Raw genomic sequence first — 17,370 nt, 5'->3', positions numbered from 1 at the left:
TTTTTATGGTCTGATCACTTCGTAGGAAAGGAGATCGCCATATGATCACGATCAAAACCACAGATAAAGCAGCAATTACGCTTGGCGCATCCAGCGTCACACGTTCGCCTCGCAATGCCATATTTGATGCTGCCGGGCGTCGTGGCGTCACAACGACCGAATTTGTCCTCGACGCCGCAGCGCGCCACCTGCGCTCGCAGGGCCAAGACATTTCGGGAGTTTTTTCAGAAGGCGACCTCGATCGTCCGGAGCGTCGTCATGCGTAAATCTTCTGCCCTAAAAAGCTCGACCTCCATTCGTGCCGAAATCTCCGCTCTCGAACAGCGATCCGAGGCACTGGCGGAACGTATCGAATGTACCGAAAGTGCGCTCGCTTCGGCAAAGAGAGATCGTGTTGCGGCTCTCGCGGCTGATCCAACAGCGGACATTAAGGACTTGTCCGATCGGGTTCGCAACAACGCTGACGACCTCGCTCTGCTTGAGGATGCTGCCCGCGATGTTGATGCGGAGCTTATCGAGGCTGGAAAGCGCTTGGTGCAGGCGGAGGATCACGAAGCTCGTTCCAATGCCGGTGAAAAGTTGAAATTGATAGCCGGAGCACTTGAACCACACGCGAGCACTATCGATAGGGCTTCCGCCAATATTGCGGAAGCGGTAAAGGCTATCGAAGCGCTGTTCCCCGAAGGATTTGCTCTTGCCAAAGGTGTTTACGGGCATCCCGGCAGCGGTAGATTGCATACCGACATATCAGGCCGTGATCTGGCACTCTGCATCGCAGTCGAGGCACTAGCCAGCGACCTCCACGATGCCTTTTTCCAAGGCCCATTTAGCGGGCGACGCGGCTATTTGCATGTACTTCCGCGTCTATTCGTCGAGGACGGTCGCGTCCCGAATTGGGCGACCTATGGAAAGGTTCCTGCACCAAAATCAGCCAAGCAGACAGCTAAGGTTATCGGGTGCCGCCTAATCGCCAGAGCCGAGGCGATCAACGCTGGCGAAGCCTCCCCGGATATTGGCAGGGATTAGGAGGCTCCATGTCTACATTAATTCATGTGGCGGATCGGGTTCTAAACCGTCCGCTACTGATCACGCGTGACAAGGCGCAAGTCGTTCTTTCCGTTCTGGCGGGCCGCATCGGCGTTAACTCTCCGGAGGCCAGTCGTTTCGAAGGGTCGAATTTCGTCATTGACGAGAACGGGCGAGCGAAGGAACGCCCTTACAAGGTTTCCAACGGCGTAGCGATTATCACGATCACGGGGTCGCTGGTTAATCGCGGTGCATGGGTTGGAGCGAGTTCCGGCCTTACTTCTTACGAAGGCATCCGCCACCAACTCAACGCCGCCGAAAACGATAGCGCCGTCCATTCGGTTATCCTCGACATGCATACGCCCGGAGGCGAAGCCGTGGGCACTTTTGAAACTGCCGAGCGTGTCAGGCAGCTTGCATCGAAAAAGCGCGTGATCGGCGTCGTCAACGGCATGGCTGCTTCCGCAGGGTACGCAATCGCATCGGGGGCGAGTGAGATCGTAACCACCGAAACCGGCGTTTCCGGAAGTATCGGTGTGGTCCTTTTGCATGCAGATTTCAGCCGCCAGCTTGACCGCGAGGGCATCAAGCCTTCGCTCATTCACGCGGGCGCTCACAAGGTCGACGGCAACCCGTTCGAACCCCTTTCAGAAGATGTTCGGGCGGACCTGCAAGCCGAAGTCAACGCCTTTTACGAGAGCTTTTTGCAGACGGTTTCGAAAGGACGCGGCGCGCGTCTCTCGATCGACGCCGCCCGCGCAACAGAAGCCCGCACACTGATAGGGAAGGAAGCCGTCAAAGCTGGCCTCGCTGATCGCGTCGGGACGTTTGAAACGGTCCTTGCCGACCTAACCCGCGCAACACCGCGCGTTAACTTCAAATCAAGGGGGTCCGCAATGGACAACAATTATAACCCGACGCCGGTCGCGTCGATCTCCCAAGCACAGCATGACAGCGCCGTGGCATCGGCCCATGCAATCGGCTTCCGATTAGGTGAGAGCGCAACGCTTACTAAAATCCAAACAGTTGTTTCCGCCAAAGGCATCGCGGGTAATCCCGCCCGTATGAGCAACGGGATTGATCTGGTTGCCAAGCAGCCGGCTATGTCGACGGCTGACGTCATCACGTCAGTGTGCGGTCACGCCGCCGGTAGTGTGCAGGCAACCCGCACCGGACGATTGACGACATTGGCGGTTAAGCTCGCAGCCGAGAAACCCGGTCTGGATGGTGCTGAAGGAGTGAGCCAGCCCAAGAACACAGGCGGACGCCTCACGTCCTTGGCTGCACGTCTGCATGCAGGTCGCAATGCGGGCACCGAATAGGCCGAAGGGGTAGGGTGTCGGCACGCCATGTGCCCGATACCCTGTCGACCCCACCCCACCCCCTTTAGGTACCTTTTTAGCGGTTTTTTGCCCATGCGGGAGCGCTCTACTGCCGACTTTGAGCGTTTTTAGATTTTCTCGTTTTGGTGTTTGCTTTGTTCTTACGGGGTTCAAAAAATGGCGAAAAAGCCCGCTGCAAAAGAGAAAATAACTGACACCCCGGCGTTTTCTGAAGCCGACATGATCACTGCGAGCGCCGCCGCCCTCTTGGCTGTGACAATGCAATAGCTCACGAATTCCGGACAACAAAGGCTTACGGCGCTAGTTTTGTTGTTCTTTCCTCCGTGTTTTTGTCTGCATATCGACAATATTCGGGGACGTCACATGGCGACGCTGAACTCAAAACTAATAGTGTCGCTTGTCGACAAGATTTCCGGCCCGGCGCGAGGCATTGGCGCAAGTCTTGATCGCCTTCATTCGCGCGCTAACCGTACAACCTCTGCCCTCTTGGCGGGGCCGGGTGGGTTCTCAGCAGGGAGTGCCGTTCGAAACCTTGTCGCTATTGGTGCCGGTTATGTCGGCTTGCGAGAGGGGATCGGCGGAACCCTCGGTTCCGCGATCAAGTTCGAGGAAGCCTTCGCCGACGTCCGGAAGGTCGTCGACGGCACCCCGGCGCAAATCGCCGTGCTGCGCAATGAAATCGTGGAAATGTCGAAGGTCATTCCCACGAGCGTCAAGGGCCTATCCGAGATCGTGGCCGCCGCAGGTCAATCGAACATTCCATATCAGGAGCTTAGAAAGTTCACCGAACAGGTGGCAAAGGTCGCCGTCGCGTGGGACACAAGCGAGAGCGACACTTCCGACGCCCTCGCGAAAATCAAGTCGCAGCTTGACTTAACCGTCGACGGTGTCGGCCTTTACGCCGACGCGATCAACCATTTGAGCAACAACTCGGCGGCCAAAGCCCCCGATCTGGTCGATTTTGCGAAAGGCGTAGCAGCCAACGGCAAGATGTTCGGCTTCGCAAAAAATGAAACGCTTGCTTTCGGCGGCGCAATGGTCGCCATGGGTGCCCAAACGGACGTTGCGATTACGTCGTTCCGCAATATGGGTAAGGCGCTGACAAAGGGCGATAACACCGCCAAGGCCGCCCGTGCCGCATGGGCGCGGATTGGTATTGCTCCAAAGGCTGCGGCCAAGGACATGCAAAAGAACGCGGTGCAAACCACGCTTAAGGTGCTCGACGCGATCGGGAAACTTCCGGCGTGGGAGCGCGCCACGACCGCGTTTGTTCTATTCGGCGAAGAAGCGCGCGGTCTGATGCCGATCGTTAATGACACGAAAGAGCTTCGCCGCCAATTGGGGCTTGTCGGGACCGAAGCCAATTACGCCGGTTCCGCGTTTCAGGAATACATAATCCGCGCCGACACCGCCCAAAACGTCGTTGACGTTCTCATGAACAAGCTTAGCGCTCGTGGGATTAAGTACGGCGATGGCTGGTTGCCGACCTTGAAGGAATTCTCCCTCGGCGTTGGTGACGTGGTCGACACGCTCGATAAGCGTGTCGGCGTCATAGACAAAATCCAAATGTCGCTTTCGGGCCTCATGAGCGGGTTTGGCTATGGCGGAACCGGCGGCGTTCGGGAACTGATCAACGATCTCGGCGACATTCTATTCGGCAAGGCACTCGAGGGCGATGGCTCGCAGGTCGACCAACGAATGGTCGAGCTTGCGAAAATGTCGAACAACTTCCGGAAGATCGGTTCCGACGTCCGCGCGTTCGTCAACGACATTGGTGCGGGTGATATATCCGGGGTAATGCAAAACCTCGGTGGCGCTTTTGACAAAATGTCAGGCACTATGACCGTTGGCAGCGCGTTGGCAATTGGAGCAACCGGGGCGGCAATGCTTAGCTTGGGCGGCGGAATTGCGAAACTCGTTCGCTCTCCATTTGGCACGATCACAACGGTTTCTTATGCCGTTGCAACCCTCATTGACGCGGTCAAGGGTGCAAACAGCATCGGCGAGTTTGCCGATAACCTGATGAAGCTCTCGACCGTCGATTGGGTAATGATCGGGGCCGGGTTGCTCGCAATTGCCGACCCGATGCGGTGGCTTCTAGATATTGGCAAGATGCCCTCGCCAACGACACCTATTCCGCGAGGGCCGGGGGCCGGAAATAGCCCGACTCCCGGCGGGTCTAGCGGCGGCGGAGTGTGGCGTAATCTTAAAGGCGCGGCACGCGGCGGTATCTTTGCTTACATTGCCGAACAGGCAGGCGAATACGCTATCCAGTCGGGGCTTAATGCTTTGAACGACCGGGTACAAACCGACGAGCAAAAGAAAAAGGCCGCCGATTACAACGCGACGCATAGTCGAGGCATTGCGGCGCTGTTCGATCCGACCTTCTGGAAAGGAGAGCCGAACGGGCCTTCGTTCAAAGAGGCGATGGCGATCGACGTCGGCAAGTATCGGCCAGCACCGAGCACCGGGCCGGAAAACGTCAACATCGTCGGCACGCCTCCCGTATCGATCGCGGCTCCCGTCCAAACGGTTCCGAACGGAACACAAGACGTTCGCGTCACCAACCCGCAGCCCGCGCCTGTCGTGCATGTGACTGTCCATGCGCAGACGAACGCCTCCCCGGCTGAAATTGGTGCGGCGGTTGGCAACGCTATTTCGGCGAAACTACAAGCGGCTTCGAACGGCGCTTATTCCGATGGAGGTATGTAGGTGCCGGAGCAATGCGAGACGTGGACGCCTGACCTCGTCGGCAAGGCTCTAATCGAAGCCGTACGATTTTGCATGATTACGGGCGGCCCCGAAGGGCCTGCCCGTATTCGTAACTCAATGCCCGAACTGGCAATGACACTTGCGGATCGCCTTGGCGCGGGCTGGCGTTCTGTGGAAGCAAACGAACCGGTCAAAAAACGTCGTCGTTACAGTCCGCAGGAAGTCAGCTTCTTTGAGAAGGCAATCCAATGGCCCATTGATCATTTGCCTGATCAGGATGGTCAAGCCCGAGTCCTGCAACTATGGCTACGCTGCAAGATAACTCGCCTTCGGTTTGCCGATGAAGTGTCGCGGAAAAATTGGAGCCGTGCAACGGCATATAGACAGCGGGATCGAGCACTATCGACAATCTCGATCAAACTGGATCGGCAAGGCGTTCCCGTGTTTCGGTGATGGTTTCTTAAAGCTGTTTTATTCGGGGGGAAGTCATTGGCAATTCAAACATTGCTCCCCCTTGAACAATGTCGGACTGCTTTTCGATGTTTTCCCACAAAGCAAGTAACCGTTCCATCTGCTTTACGGTCGATGACTTGTAAAGACCTTTTGAAAGAAAAAATCCGACTAAATTTGAAGCGCGAAATGCATTGTATTCTGCTTTGTTCCGAGTGATCCGGCGGTCACCAGAAATAATGATCCAACGCCCTTCGGTACTAAGATCGCGTATCCATTGAAGGTCCTTCACACCGGGACCATATCGATCCCGTGTATGAATGATTTCATGCTTTCCAGCGAAGAGCGCGTTTAACGCGCGAGCGAGGGCAGGCGGAAGGTTTTCGTCAACCAGAACCTTCATGCCGCCTTCTTGTTCGCCTTGAGTTCGGCTTCAAATTGGACGGCATCCCGCACCACGTTGACGCTCACTTCATAAAGCTTGGCAACGTATTCGACGGAACCTTCGGCTTCCACCGCGTCAGCAAGAGCCGTCGTAGGAACACCAAATTCCGAAGCGATCGGCTGCCCGAAAGCGCGCGACGGATCAATGATGATGGTCTTTTTTCCATGAAAAGGACGCCAGCGTGCTACGGTATCGTCTTCAATATCGAGGTCTTTAAACGTGCGCTCGATCACTTGTTTGAAAACGTACTGGCGCTCTTTCAGATCGAGAAGCTTGCTTTCTTCTGCTCGTTCGATGCTTTCGAGAAATATCGTACGGCCATCGGTTTGAAAGCGGCGCGTAGAGAAAGGATGTTCATCGCGAACACATTCACGGGCGTAATCAAGGCAATTCCTAATGGCGAGGAGACCCACTCCCGCGTCGACAAACGCTTTAACGAAGCGAAGCTCGATCAAATCGCGAAAACCTAATTCTAGATTGTCGTCATCGGATTTGTGCTGCGGTGTCCAAAGTGGCTGCATAAAGCGAGCCTCTTTAGTGTGATGACGATAGGAATAACCACGTAACCAACGATTGATGTTCCGCGCAGGCGTATGCAACAGACGCGCAGCCTCGGAGGCGGTGTAGGAACCTACGCCAACGTAATCGTTAAGAGAGGGTGATTTTTGCGCCGTGTTCATATGCTGCAAAATAGCTATTGTCGATCTTTATGCAAGGCATCCAGATACAGCGGATATAAAAAATCTCTAACCGGTAAGAAATAACCTGTCAGGCGGACATTTGCCGGACATTAGGCGGACAGCCGGACATGGCAGTGTCCGGCATCCCTTTATGGGTTATTTTGAAGGCGAGCGTTTCTGTTCGTCAAAAGCGTCGAGGTCTTCGGGTGCCCAATAATTACGGCGATTGATTTTCAGCGGCTTCGGAAAGCCGAGCGAAGTATCGCGTTGCCAGCGGCAAAGCGTATTCGGTGTGACGCCATACCGGGCCAACACCTGCGGGCCTGTCATGTACCTAATTGTCGACATGCGGAATTTCCTTTGAGACGTGTTTGCGTGATGGGTTGTCGCCAACGTATTTCGCTATCGTTAATTTGTTGTCTTTCGCTAAGCGATCAAACAAGCTTGTCAATCTTAACCTTGAGCGCTTCCGCGATCTTCTTCAATGCGTCGAGCGATCCTTCGCGCGCACCACTTTCAATCTGCGAGAGATAAGGCGCGCTTATGCCCGCAGCATCGGCGAGCGCCTTCGCGCTCATGCCGCGATAATCACGCCACACCTTAATTTGTTCTCACCGTCGATCATGCGATTGACGAATTCCGCCAGGATCAATTCTTCTTCGCCAGCGGCCAGTTTTTCGCGGAAAGTGCGAGCGGCGGCAATGTCTTCGCGATCCTCGAAAGCTTCGATTAGCTTATCGTAATCAGCCTTGGGGAGCATTGCGATTTCCTTCCCCTGCGGGTGCTTGTTTACTTAGAGCCTGAATCATAATGAACGTAACGATATCAGGCTCTTGCGACGCGCCGGGTAAGCAGGCGGATGTTTGCGATGTAGACCCATGCTTCAGCAGACACGATGGTTTTCTCGAAATCTTTAGCCAGTCTGCGGCAACGTCCCAACCATGCAAAGGTCCTCTCGACCACCCATCGGCGTGGTAAGAGTTTGAAGCCCGCAGCGTGATCGGATCGTTTGACGATTTCCAGCGTAAACTTTCCGACCTTTTCCAGCCTGCCTTTGAGCTTGGGTCCTGCGTATCCACCATCAGCAAAGATATGCCGTAACCACGGCCAGCGTTTGAGGATGGTTTTCAAGACATCAGGTGCACCATCTCGGTCCTGAATGCCTGCAGAATGGATCACCAGACCAACCATCAAGCCGAGTGTATCGACCACAATATGACGCTTGCGACCGTTGATCTTTTTTCCCGCGTCAAAGCCCCGTATTCCGCCACTTTCCGTGGTTTTTTACTGACTGGCTATCGATCACGCCAGCGGTAGGGCTGGGCTGCTTTCCAGTCAACTCGCGTGCTGCCATCACGAGCGCGTTGTTGATCATGCGCAGCATCCCTTCATCTCGCCATCGATAGAAATATTTTTGAACCGTGGAAAATGGTGGGAAGTCCGTTGGCAAAAGCCGCCATGCACCACCTGATGAAGCAATATAAAGCAGCGCATTTACCACCTCACGCAAATCTGTCTTGCGAGGCCGCCCAAGACGGCTCGGTGCAGGCATCATCGGTTCGATGACAGTCCATTCCGCATCCGTTAAATCGCTTGCATAGCGCGCGTTGCGTCGTCCATATTGTTGCCGAGCGGTTGCAGTCCAGGCCATCATGATCTCCATCGAATGTAAGCAAACCGATTGAATCATAACCGACTGAAATCGCTCAATCCTTTTTGGAACAGGCTCTTAGATTTAGGGTTGATCTTTTTCCGCTCATTGAGCTGAGCTTTCCCATTATGTGGGGTAACTGGGTTACTCAGCAGTCGGCACCATTTTTGAAAAGTCGATTTGTCCACTCTTTACATAAAAACGTATTTCCCAGGTCATTTATTTGTTCGACAAAACTCTTTGTCAATTAAAGAAATGCAAGCAGATCGCGAGCGTTACTCCGCTGCATCATACGTGACTTGTTCTACTCGGAACGGCTTTGCAAATAGCAAAAGTGCTATCTACTACATAATATCTAGCACACGAATCAGTACGCATACGGGGTCTTGAAGATGGCAAATTCGGATACAATCAATCGCGGTATCGATCAAAGGGTGATTGCATTCGATGAAGAGAGCAAAAATGTCATCTACATCGCCCAAAACAAAAAGTATCGCCTTAGCGATCCAGAAGAGATTGTGCGTGCGGAGTCATACGTTTCTCTCATCCTCGACTATGGCTATCCTGCAGATCAAATCACCCTTGAGTATCCGGTGCCTCACCGCGTGCCGAATATCCATACTGACATGGTTGTCTTCAAGGATGCTTCAAAGAAGTGGCCTTATATCGTCATTGAATGCAAGCGTCAGGAAGCAAGCCAAGGCGAGTTGGACCAAGCCGTCGAGCAAGGCTTCGGTTACGCAAATTCCCTCAGTGCCGACTTCCTTTGGATGACGTCCGGCATCCGAAACGACTATTTCAAGGTATCCGGGTTCGGCGGTGCCGAGCGCAGAGAGAACCGGATCGCCGATCTTCCGAAGATCGGCCAGAAGGAAGCATCTCGTGCGAAATACACCAAAGGTGGCCAAGGTGGCTTTGAACTTGAAGTGGTTGAGGAAAACGAACTCACTCGCAAGTTCAAGCAGGCTCACGATGCACTTTGGGCGGGTGGCAAGCGGAACCCGTCTGAAGCTTTCGATGAGTTAGACAAGCTGATCTTCTGTAAAATCTGGGACGAACGGACAAACAGGAGGCCGGGCTCACCGTATGACTTTCAGGTCTTTTCCGACGACAAGGGAGATGACCTTAAAAAACGCATTCAGGCGCTCTATCAAAAGGGGCGGGAGAAGGACCCCGAAGTCTTCAAAGAAGACATTCGTCTATCCAATTTTGAGCTGCAAACCGTGGTCGGCTATCTCGCTGGAACGAACCTCGGAAAAACCGATCTCGACAGCAAGGGACGCGCCTTCGAGACTTTCATGACAGGCTTCTTCAGGGGAGAGTTCGGCCAATATTTCACGCCGCGCAATATCGTTAAATTCATCGTTGACGCGTTACCTATCACGCATGATTCCGTCGTCATTGATACCTCGTGTGGCAGCGGAGGCTTTTTGCTGCACGCTCTCGACAAGGTTCGCCGTGAAGCTGATCGCATGGCCGAAGAAGGCTACTTTGAGCAGTCTTCGGTTCAACACCATAAACACTGGCACGACTTTGCGGAGAATAATCTTTACGGTATCGAAATTTCCGAAGGCATTGCCCGCACGGCCAAAATGAACATGATTATTCATGATGACGGGCACACCAATGTCATTGCTTTCGATGGCCTAGAGCCTATCGATAACATGCGAGAGCGAACCAAAAACCAGGGTTTCAAACCCAACCGTTTCGATTTCATCATCACAAATCCGCCATTCGGTGCCAAGGTCAAACTTAATGAGAAGCGGTTTTTGGAAGACTATGATCTTGGCTGCAAGGATGTTGATTGGATCGACACCAAGCTGAAAAACATCACCGTTAAACAAAAGAAAGTCGGTGAGCAGGGTCTGATCCGACGCACCTTTCTGGAAAAAGCGCGGGATCAGCAGACGACCGAAGTTCTATTCATTGAGCAGTGTCATCGCTTTCTCAAGCCGGGGGGCTACCTTGCGATGGTCATTCCGGACAGCATTCTGACCAATTCCAGCATGCAATATGTCCGAGACTGGATCGAGGAGCATTGGCGTATTGTCAGCGTCGTTTCGTTGCCGCAATTTGCTTTTGCGGCCAACGGCGCGGGCGTGAAAAGCTCTGTCCTTTTCTTAAAGAAATTCGATGACGCAACCACGATTGCCATCCAGCGCATCAAGGAGAAAGCGCAGGACGTCATCTACGCACGGAAAGACGGCGGTAAGGCACTCGAAAACCTAATCAAGGAGAAAGCGGCAAAGCTTAAGAAGGGTGACCCCGTCATCCAACAGATCGACCAGCAACTCATCGACAAGCTGGAGGCACTTGCGGCGCAAGGCACTTTGACACCAGAGGCGAAGCGTCGCCTCAAAAGCGAAGCGGATCAGACCAAAAAGGCGCATGAAGAGAAGGACGATTTCCAGCAATGGAAGGCTGCTATTTCTGAGGACTATAATGAGCGTATCGCGACGCTCCGCGAAACGCTGAATGACGAGTTCTTGGCGAAAGTGAAGGCCGAAGTCGCCGACTACGAGATCTTCATGGCCGTCGCCGAAGACATCGGCTACGACGCCACAGGGCGACCGACCAGTACGAATGAACTGGAAACTGTGGCTGTCGAATTAAGCCGGTTCATCCAACATATCGAGGGGGGAGTTCCGCGCCCTTTTGCCTGAGCCCCGGCTTGAATGAAGAGCATTTCTTCATGGTCAGCTGGGGCATGCTGCAAGATCGATTCGATCCGCTACCCTTCCAACCGTCTTTTTTCCTAAGGCGACTGTTGGATCATGGACGTCATGAATACGTTCGTTTTTCGTCTATCGCGGGCGGCTTCGGGAATGGTTTCCCCCTTGGCCGTGAACAGCAGGCAGAGGAGATGACCGGTGTCGTGCAACTCCGTCCCACCAACATGGATGCCGAAGGACGCTGGCAATTCGATAAAGTGACATTTGTTGAGGACAGCGCTGTTCCACCGTCGGCAAAGGAAATCTCGGCCGGCGAGATCGTTTTCAACAACACGAACTCGCAGCAGCTTGTCGGCAAGTCTTCGGTTTGGGATGCTTCGTTTGGCGGAAGGGTCGTGCTTTCAAATCATATGACCCAGATCGAGATGAACGACGGGTTCGACCCAAAAGTTTATGGCTACATTCTCAACATCTATCGACGCAATCGGGTCTTCTACAACCTCGCCACAAATTGGAACAACCAGTCGGGTTTTGCCGGAGATCGCTTGAGAGCTCTGCCCCTGCCGAAGCTCTCGCTGAGCGACCAGATTCAATTGGCCGCGAAGATTGCTGACAGCAACGGGCAATCAAATAAGAGACTGGCCAAAGCCGACGCGCTGTTGGCGTCGATCGACGATTACCTACTTGCAGAGCTTGGTATCACCCTGCCGCTGGAACCAGAAAACACGATCGACAAGCGCCTGTTTCGCACTAAGGCCAGTGACCTCGGCGGCTGGCGGTTTGACGCCCGAGTGCATCAGTACGATTTCAACTTGCACTCGGCGACTTACCCAAACGTCAAACTCGGCACGATTTGCGCGATCAACCCGAAGACAGTCTTTCGCGGTCTCACAGACACGGACGACGTCAGTTTTGTTCCGATGGACGCGATATCCGACCGGCGCGGTATCATTGAAAAGCGCGAAAGGCGGTTGCTTTCCGAGAATGTCGGATACACATCCTTCCGCGAGGGGGACTTGCTTTGGGCAAAGATTACCCCATGCATGGAAAATGGGAAGTCTGCTGTAGCTGAAGGGTTGCATAGAGGTTTCGGCTACGGATCGACAGAGTATCACGTCCTCCGATCGCCAGACGGCTCGCTCGATATGGGCTACTTGCACTCGCTCTTGCGTATGAAGTGCGTCCGCAAGGCTGCTGTTCGATTTTTCACTGGCGCATCAGGCCATCAGCGCGTTGATGCGGACTTCCTGCGGACCTTGGAACTCCCGGTTCCTCCCCTTGATGTTCAGAAGACACTTGCCGCTGAAGCGCGTTCAAGGATCGCCAGAGCAGTTCAGCTTGAGGAGGAAGCCAACGCCGAGCTCGATCGGGCCAAGGCAGACATAGAAGCGATCTTATTGGGAGATGCGGCATGAACACCGTGTTCAATGGCGCTTTCGCCTCCTCAATCGGCGGCTTCCTGACCGTCCGCGGCTATGCGCCGCTTAGTGACATTGCACGGTGCTCCTATGCCGATGAAGCTTATCAGCGCGACTTGAAGCCGGGACATGTGGAAGAGATAAAGAAGTTCTTCAATGATGGCGAGTACCTGTTTTTCCCGGAGATCATTTTGTCGGTGCAGCTAGACGTTGACTACGACAGTGATGGAGCTCCCACAATTGACCCGTTCCAGATGATGCGAGAAGGCATTCCTTTCAAATCCAACATCTCGGGACTGAGCATTAAACCACGAAAAGCCAGTTCAACCCGTAATCTCACGCGATACGAAATCGCCGTACCTGATGGCCAGAAGCTTTTAAAACGCATTGACGGCAATCACCGTCTGAGCGCCTTCGAGGAGTTAAAGGATGTCGAGTTCAATCGGTACGTGGCACCCTTTTGTCTGGTGTTCTTCAGCTCCGCAAAGGACGCCCGCCGCAACGAAAAGGCGCTCTTTCACAATATCAACTCCAAAGCCATGCCCCTCACTTCGGAGGAGGTCTACAAAGGAATAGTCGATGTTCCGGAGGACTTCTCCGACAACGACCTGAATGACCGTTTCGGGCCGGAATATTTGCAATGCCGCCAGCTCAAGAGTTTGCTCGATTTTTCCTACCTTACCAACCTGAAGAACGTATTCGGCAAAAACAAGGGTCAGGATGAATGCTCGCGTTCCGTATTGATACAATCTTTGCAGGATGTACGCGGGCTGATTGACCCAAAAACAACGCTCGATGTGGACGCCGTTTTCGGGGCTATCAAGCGCATCAACGACACCTACGGCGATAAGCGGCTGCAAGCCTCGACCGCCCGGGGATTATTCGCCGCCTTCCTCTATTACCAGCTATCCTCGGATCAAAGCAGGGGGACCTACGAACAGTTCGCCAATTGGGTGCTACGAACGCATCAGTATGAATTGCGTTCAATTAACGCGGCTGATCTTATTAAAATTTTTGGCAAGATAGCACAGTCTCGCAAACGCCAAGTCTTCGTATCTATGCAGTTCAGTGAAGATACCAAACCTAACTTTGAGGCGATCAAAAGTGCAATTGATGATTTAAACGTAAAACACAATCTGGATATTGCCATCCGGCCGCTCAGAATAGATCAATTCGATACTGGCTTTTCCTACGTTATCAATGATGAGATTCTACGGTTGATCGAGGATTCTGGTTATCTCATCGCCGACTTAACTCGGGGCAACCCGAACGTCTATCATGAAATCGGCTACCTCATGGGATTGAACCAAGGCCACGGTTTACCTCACCAAAACTTTTTGTTGGTGCACAACAGCTCAATTGGTGATGCAGGAAAGGATATCCGGTTCAACTTAGCAGGGATTAAGCAGCTTCGCTCAAGCGATACCAACGGTTTGCGGGAAGCCGTCAAGCGTCAGATATCGATCTACTTCGGACTAGATGAAAAGGCAGTCGAACCATGAGCGATGTGAGAAAGAGAAGTTTTTCGCTGTGGGGTGTTCACATGGACATCAGCGTGGGCTCCAAGCCGACCGATGAGTGCTTCGTCGGGATCGGCTGGCCGCAGCTCGGGGACCTTTCTAAGCTGTCAGCCAATCGAGAAGCTTTCAAAGCCGCGATTAAGTTTGCCTATCCTGACGCCAAGCCAGGCTCCATCCCGGTACAAGCCGGTGTGCTGTTCCGCTTCCTTCATGAAGTGAAGCCGGGCGATCTCATTGTGTATCCGTCGAAAGTTGATCGGATGGTCAATTTGGGCGAGGTCGCAGGGCCTTATCAATACCAGCCCATCAAGAACCCGACCTACCCGAATATGTTACCGGTGAAATGGCTTAAGCATCTTCCACGTGAAGACTTCTCGCAGGACGCGCTCTACGAAATCGGCTCGTTTATCACGCTCTTTGCCGTGAAGAACTATCGGTACGAGTTCTTGGCCGCTCTCGACGGCTCTCCGTTACCAAATCCCACCGACAACGCCACGGAAGAGCGACGCGACGATGTAACGGTATCAAAAGCTGTAGCATCGCAGGCTGAAGAAACGACACAGGACTTCGTGATCCGGCAGCTGAAAACAGCTATCGACGCCTATCAGTTTGAACAGTTCGTGGCCCATCTGTTGGAATGCATGGGTTATCACGCCCGCGTTACACCTAAATCTGGTGATGGTGGCGTTGACGTGATTGCGCACAAGGATGAACTTGGTTTCGAGCCTCCAGTGATAAAGGTTCAATGCAAGCAGATCACCAATCCGGTTGGTCGCCCAGAAGTGACGCAACTCCTAGGCAATGTCGAGAGAGGTGAGCATGGCTTATTTGTAACTTTGGGCAGCTTCACGAAAGATGCGCGAGAGTATGATCGTTCAAAGCCCAACCTGCGTTTGATAGATGGGGAACAGCTTGTAGGATTGATTTTCGAACACTACCAGAGTTTTGACCCTCGTTATCAGGCTTTGCTGCCGTTGAAGAGGATCTACGTGCCTTCGCTATCCGAGAGCCTTCTCACTTGATGCACATTAAACTCGGACCGCACATCTCACCATTGTCACCGGCAGAAGAGATTTGTTTTTCTAGCCGCAAACATGGCAGCGTAAGACGAACGGCTACATAAAAGAAAGCCTCGCCGAAGCGGGGTTTAGTGGTAGTGGAAACTCTACCAGAGAAACTTTGTATCTTCTTTTATTACCGCATTAGATAGCATTTGCCGCGCAAAATAATAATCACTGGCAGCTTCGACCAACTTTTTTGCATCTTTTGGTCCGGTAAAATCTTCGGCCGCATTTGCTAGGTTTACTGAAGCAACTTCGAAATAATCTAGGGTCGTGCCATTTGCTCCGACTCTTCTGGAGAGATCAGTGGCGGATTTAACCCCCTCCAATAATTGCACACGAAATTGGCTCAAGGATACTGGCTTATCTTGTGACTTTCCCGCTGCAACATCTGCTAAGCTTTTCAGGGTTTGGTCTATTTCTTTTTGGGAGCTCTGGAATATCGCGTAATTTTGACGCAATCCGTCAATCAAATTGCTTCGATATTGAAGATAATAGTTCGTTAAAAAGCCTCCGGCGAACCCTATAAGGGTCGTCGCAATCCAAAAATGGCGTTTCAAGGACTCAAAAACGTTCTTCATTTTTCGGTTTGCACTAGGGTGTTTGTCTTTATACCAGTGTTCTCAGCCGCTTCTCTAATTTTGTTACAGGCTTCTGACCATCTGTCAAAGCCCAAGAGGCGCAGTTGGTTTACCACTTGTTTCTTCACCTTAGCTGTGCAGGCATCGTCTGCCGAAAGCGAATTGCCAAATGTAATAGTGTCACTTTCTGCAGCATTGACAGCTTCTGCGCCAACCGTCACAGCCAAGGTCAACATGACCGCTATAACTATAGGAGTTATATAACCGGATTTCAATGCAATAGAACCCGGCGAGTTCACGTTCGTATACAAGCTGGGAGAGAAATCGCGCACGTTTTGAAAAGCTGCGTCCCTCAAACCTGAAAGATTTTCATCGTTTCTTCTGAGCTTTTCGGTATTCGCGGTAACGAAGTTGAAAAAGGCTTGAATGAGGAAATCGTCGGAAGCTTGAAATTGTTCCTCAGTTATTCGGAACTCCGCACTGTATTCGCTGTCAGTGGAATAAGCCCCGTAACAAGTCCGGAAAATTTTCGGCCAAGCACTTCGCTCCAATAAGAAGACCACTGATGGCTTTTGGAGGCGATCCAATGTTTGCGCTGGAAGCTCACTTTTGGGGAGCCGAGCAAGCCACTTTACGTTGCGCCCGTTCAACGGATGATTAGGGTAAACCGGACTTGCGAAAGATACCACTTCATTCGGCTCATCCGTGAACTCACCGATTATTGCATCTTTTTTAAAGGAACGTGGCGGCATTACCACCACATCTCCTTTGCGGATCTCTTGAAAAAAGGCTTTTACAAAACGCAAAAACTGCCCACCGGCATGGTCCAATTCTAGAGCCGAGTAAAACTCAAGCTCTTGAGGAGGATACTCACCGAGTGGTTGCCCCGCAGCGAACCATTTACGCAACGCGATTGAGCGCAAAATGCGCTCACCGACGTCGTTCAGTTCGCTAAACTCCGAAAACGAAGGTAGAGCGAGTTTCGGTAATTCTACACCGACAAAACTTTTATCAATGAATTGATCGAAAAGACGGTAATAGGCACCCGGCCTAATGACGTACACACGTGCGTCATTGGGAATTATTTTCGTTCGAATATCAACCGTAATCAAGAAACGCCCCCCTCGTACTTTTGATATTCGTATTCAAAGGATCGTTGAGTCGTCAACCTATCTTCACGTCTACGAACTTATAATCTTCATTTAAAATGTAGAGTGCGGTGGATCGTTGAACAAAATATAACTTCATTTGTTCTTTTATCGGTACGCTTCCCTCGTATTTTGTGCCGGGCGCATTTCAGAGGAGAAACTGAAATGCGCATTTACCAAAATACAAGACTAAAGAATTTCGCCAGATGGAACCAGCAGAGGCTATGGCAGTAGAAGAAGCCTACATCGTCCAAAGAAAGAAGATTACCGATTGTATCGGATCGCATGGAGAAGGCCACGCTGAAGAGCGTCAGAAATACATGGTTGAGTACCGTCGCGAGAGGCGACGGCTCTACCCGGATAAGGTTAAAGATCATGCAGAGAAAATTCGCACTCAAAATCCTCGACTGTACAAGTTAGCGGCAGATAGCAGTTATTTGCCTCGCGGTCTGGTCTAGCGTCAACGTACCAAATCTAGGTCCTCATTTTGATGCGGGAGATGCGGAAGATGAAGAAGGTAGCGGGTTGGAACAGAGGAAGAACGTGCTGCTACCATTTTGCTACCCAACTCGGTAGCACGATCCAATATTGATGCATACAGATAAGGAAAGCGCCTGCCGCTATAGCCGACAATTCGGGATTTTCGAGGATCAATGAATACAG

The 17,370-nt window shown here is 52.4% G+C and carries 16 protein-coding genes and 1 pseudogene; 10 read left to right on the top strand and 7 right to left on the bottom strand.

The window, feature by feature from the left end:
• Window positions 1–41 precede the first annotated feature (41 nt).
• The 5 genes from FHW00_RS08730 (at window position 42) to FHW00_RS08710 (ending at window position 5,534) form a co-directional block, all read left to right on the top strand.
• Complete coding sequence (locus tag FHW00_RS08730; RefSeq protein WP_078338314.1) at window positions 42–266, top strand: hypothetical protein; 225 nt, start codon at window positions 42–44, stop codon at window positions 264–266.
• A complete protein-coding gene (locus tag FHW00_RS08725; protein ID WP_078338315.1) occupies window positions 259–1,026 on the top strand; it encodes a hypothetical protein in 768 nt (255 codons plus the stop codon). Before FHW00_RS08730 ends, FHW00_RS08725 begins: the two co-directional genes overlap by 8 nt.
• A gap of 8 nt (window positions 1,027–1,034) precedes the next feature.
• Window positions 1,035–2,348 (top strand): S49 family peptidase, encoded by a 1,314-nt coding sequence (locus tag FHW00_RS08720; RefSeq protein ID WP_078338316.1) that lies wholly within the window; start codon window positions 1,035–1,037, stop codon window positions 2,346–2,348.
• Window positions 2,349–2,732: 384 nt separating this feature from the next.
• The gene (locus FHW00_RS08715) at window positions 2,733–5,081 is read left to right on the top strand and encodes a phage tail tape measure protein (protein WP_182514642.1); all 2,349 of its coding nucleotides are present in this window, start codon (window positions 2,733–2,735) and stop codon (window positions 5,079–5,081) included.
• Window positions 5,082–5,153: 72 nt separating this feature from the next.
• Window positions 5,154–5,534 carry a hypothetical protein gene (locus FHW00_RS08710; protein ID WP_139364364.1) on the top strand — a complete coding sequence of 127 codons (381 nt, stop codon included), beginning with the start codon at window positions 5,154–5,156 and terminating at the stop codon, window positions 5,532–5,534.
• Between the two features lie 7 nt (window positions 5,535–5,541).
• On the opposite strand, the gene FHW00_RS08705 is transcribed toward FHW00_RS08710, so the two are convergent.
• The 5 genes and pseudogenes from FHW00_RS08705 to FHW00_RS08685 all read right to left on the bottom strand — a co-directional run bounded on the left by FHW00_RS08705 (window position 5,542) and on the right by FHW00_RS08685 (window position 8,307).
• Window positions 5,542–5,934: a DUF5615 family PIN-like protein gene (locus FHW00_RS08705; RefSeq protein WP_078338320.1), complete on the bottom strand. Its 393-nt coding sequence runs from the start codon at window positions 5,932–5,934 to the stop codon at window positions 5,542–5,544.
• A complete protein-coding gene (locus FHW00_RS08700; RefSeq protein WP_176168308.1) occupies window positions 5,931–6,656 on the bottom strand; it encodes a hypothetical protein in 726 nt (241 codons plus the stop codon). The genes FHW00_RS08705 and FHW00_RS08700 overlap by 4 nt, the downstream gene beginning before the upstream one ends.
• Before the next feature lie 156 nt (window positions 6,657–6,812).
• Window positions 6,813–7,004 (bottom strand): DNA-binding protein, encoded by a 192-nt coding sequence (locus FHW00_RS08695; protein WP_139364365.1) that lies wholly within the window; start codon window positions 7,002–7,004, stop codon window positions 6,813–6,815.
• Window positions 7,005–7,090: 86 nt separating this feature from the next.
• Window positions 7,091–7,416 (bottom strand): annotated as a pseudogene (locus FHW00_RS08690) (helix-turn-helix domain-containing protein).
• Between the two features lie 65 nt (window positions 7,417–7,481).
• A protein-coding gene (locus FHW00_RS08685; protein ID WP_445557912.1) for an IS5 family transposase occupies window positions 7,482–8,307 on the bottom strand; the annotation gives its coding sequence in 2 pieces (ribosomal slippage) (window positions 7,482–7,940 and window positions 7,942–8,307; 825 coding nt in all).
• A 392-nt stretch (window positions 8,308–8,699) separates the two neighbouring features.
• On the opposite strand from FHW00_RS08685, the gene FHW00_RS08680 reads away from it, so the two are divergent.
• The 4 genes from FHW00_RS08680 to FHW00_RS08665 are packed head-to-tail and all read left to right on the top strand — an operon-like array spanning window position 8,700 to window position 14,939.
• Entirely contained in the window at window positions 8,700–10,970 is a 2,271-nt protein-coding gene (locus tag FHW00_RS08680) for a restriction endonuclease subunit M (protein WP_078338321.1), read from the top strand.
• An 8-nt stretch (window positions 10,971–10,978) separates the two neighbouring features.
• Window positions 10,979–12,394 carry a restriction endonuclease subunit S gene (locus FHW00_RS08675; RefSeq protein ID WP_139364366.1) on the top strand — a complete coding sequence of 472 codons (1,416 nt, stop codon included), beginning with the start codon at window positions 10,979–10,981 and terminating at the stop codon, window positions 12,392–12,394.
• Window positions 12,391–13,899, top strand: a complete 1,509-nt coding sequence (locus tag FHW00_RS08670; RefSeq protein WP_078338323.1) for a hypothetical protein — start codon at window positions 12,391–12,393, stop codon at window positions 13,897–13,899. Before FHW00_RS08675 ends, FHW00_RS08670 begins: the two co-directional genes overlap by 4 nt.
• Complete coding sequence (locus FHW00_RS08665) at window positions 13,896–14,939, top strand: restriction endonuclease (RefSeq protein WP_078338324.1); 1,044 nt, start codon at window positions 13,896–13,898, stop codon at window positions 14,937–14,939. Before FHW00_RS08670 ends, FHW00_RS08665 begins: the two co-directional genes overlap by 4 nt.
• Window positions 14,940–15,082: 143 nt before the next feature.
• On the opposite strand, the gene FHW00_RS08660 is transcribed toward FHW00_RS08665, so the two are convergent.
• Both FHW00_RS08660 and FHW00_RS08655 read right to left on the bottom strand, forming a co-directional pair.
• Window positions 15,083–15,559: a hypothetical protein gene (locus FHW00_RS08660; RefSeq protein ID WP_078338325.1), complete on the bottom strand. Its 477-nt coding sequence runs from the start codon at window positions 15,557–15,559 to the stop codon at window positions 15,083–15,085.
• Entirely contained in the window at window positions 15,556–16,671 is a 1,116-nt protein-coding gene (locus FHW00_RS08655; protein WP_078338326.1) for a hypothetical protein, read from the bottom strand. Before FHW00_RS08655 ends, FHW00_RS08660 begins: the two co-directional genes overlap by 4 nt.
• A gap of 260 nt (window positions 16,672–16,931) precedes the next feature.
• On the opposite strand from FHW00_RS08655, the gene FHW00_RS08650 reads away from it, so the two are divergent.
• On the top strand, window positions 16,932–17,165 hold the full coding sequence (locus FHW00_RS08650; RefSeq protein ID WP_078338327.1) for a hypothetical protein: 234 nt from the start codon (window positions 16,932–16,934) through the stop codon (window positions 17,163–17,165).
• Window positions 17,166–17,370 lie beyond the last annotated feature (205 nt).

The organism is Ochrobactrum sp. P6BSIII (genome assembly GCF_014138065.1).
GTDB lineage: Bacteria > Pseudomonadota > Alphaproteobacteria > Rhizobiales > Rhizobiaceae > Brucella.
This window is presented reverse-complemented; position numbering and strand designations above follow the sequence as displayed.